The following is a 1,819-nucleotide window of genomic DNA, read 5'->3' on the forward strand; positions in this document are numbered from 1 at the left end:
CGTGATCGATATCGAGAGCCATATCTGCCCCTGCTGCGGCGAGCGGCTGCACAAGATCGGGGAGACCGTCAAGGAAGCCTTCGACGTCGTTCCGATGCAATACCGGGTCAAGCGCATCGTGCGTCCGCGCTATGGTTGCCGGGGATGCCGCCAGGGTGTGCTGCAGGCGGCCGCGCCGGCCCAGGCAGTCGAGGGCGGGATGGTGACGGAAGCCTTGCTGGCCCACATCGCGGTGATGAAATACGGTTACCAGCTGCCGCTGTATCGGCAGGAACAGATGTTTGCCGCGCAGGGCGTCGCGCTCGACCGTCAGACGCTGGCTTCGTGGATGGGCCGCGTCGCCTGGTGGCTGAGGCCGCTTCACGCGCTGTTGCGCGACACAGTGATCTCCTACCCGCGGCTGTTTGCCGATGAGACGCCGCTGCCGGTTCTCGATCCCGGCCGTGGCAGGACCAAAGTCTGCCAGTTCTGGGCGATCGCCACCGATGACCGGCCATGGGGCGGCCCGGCACCGCCGGCGGTGGTCTACGTATTTGCCGAGGATCGCAAGGCGATCCGCGCCAAACAGCTGTTCGGAGACTACCAGGGCATCCTGCAGGTCGACGGCTATGCCGCCTACAAGGGTCTGATCAAGAACGGCGGCCGTCTGGTGCAACTCGCATTCTGCTTCGCGCATGCGCGGCGGAAGTTCTGGGACGTTCACGTCGCGACGAAGTCGCCGATTGCCGCGGAAGCGCTGCAACGGATTGCGATGTTCTATGCCATCGAAGACCGTATCCGTGGTCTGCCGGCGGCGCAGCGGTCTGCGGTTCGGCAAACCGAAACCAGGCCGCTGATCGAGCACCTCAAGCCGTGGCTTGAGGCACGACTGCTGGAAGTCTCGAAGAAGTCTGGCCTTGGCAAGGCGATTCGCTACACCCTCAACCATTGGGAAGGCCTGACGCGCTTCATCGATGACGGGCGCATCGAGATCGACAACAATACGGTCGAACGCACCATCAAGCCGATAGGGTTAGGAAAGAAGAACTATTTGTTTGCGGGCAGTGAAGGCGGCGCCGAGACCTGGGCCATTCTCGCGTCGATCATCAACTCGGCCAAGCTGCAAGACGTCGACCCGCGGCATTATCTGACCGACGTTCTCGAGCGCATCGTCTCCGGACGCACCAAGATCAATCAGCTGCACACATTGCTGCCGTGGACATGGAAGGCCGAGCGCGATGGTCTGGAGACAAAGCTCGCCGCCTGATCAATTTGACGGCAGGGCGTCGGGAACTTCCTGCGCGTCGCTGGTGTCGTCATAGATCTCTTCGCGGATCACGCGCAGCGTCACCTCGTGCAGATAGACTTGCAGCGCCCTCTGCAGCTCGGTGAACTCCGGCAGCAGGATCTTGTCAACGAAGCCCCGTGACGCGCGGATCATCACCGTGTTGCGTCGCTGGCGGTGGTAACGAAACGGCCGCAGCCCGTATCGACGGCAAAGCGCCAGAAACAGCTGCCGCGACCATTGGTCGGGAAGTGAGAATTGCTGCTCGATCGGTGGATCGTGGCGAGCGAGCTCCTCGACCCGGGCACGCACCCGCTGCAGTGCGGCTTCCGCCGCCAAGCGCTCACCAGCAGTTCCTGCACCCGCGAACAACGCCTCGATCTTCCGAAGCTTCTCGCGCAGATGCGACTCGCTGGTCATTCTGATCCCCGTCGCCCCCTTCAGAGGGGAGCACCCAATCATCGCCCAGCGGCAGCGTCAATCACCCCGATCGGGCAATCCAAAGCATTCCGCGCAAGTCAAGGCCGGGCACGGCGATCCTCTCGTGACGCTCAC

The 1,819-nt window shown here is 63.1% G+C and carries 2 protein-coding genes; one reads left to right on the forward strand and one right to left on the reverse strand.

The window, feature by feature from the left end:
- The coding region (gene tnpC, locus AC5ZGW_RS46075) for an IS66 family transposase (protein ID WP_130231904.1) at positions 1-1,246 on the forward strand (1,246 nt) is incomplete at its 5' end.
- On the opposite strand, the gene AC5ZGW_RS46080 is transcribed toward tnpC, so the two are convergent.
- Positions 1,247-1,684: a hypothetical protein gene (locus tag AC5ZGW_RS46080; RefSeq protein WP_130231902.1), complete on the reverse strand. Its 438-nt coding sequence runs from the start codon at positions 1,682-1,684 to the stop codon at positions 1,247-1,249. It lies immediately after the preceding gene.
- Between the last annotated feature and the right edge of the window lie 135 nt (positions 1,685-1,819).

Source organism: Bradyrhizobium sp. Crot121 (assembly GCF_059512385.1).

Excerpts from the sequence above, each read along its gene's own strand:
- AC5ZGW_RS46080 (WP_130231902.1), bottom strand. The coding sequence starts at position 1,684 with ATGACCAGCGAGTCGCATCTGCGCGAGAAGCTTCGGAAGATCGAGGCG.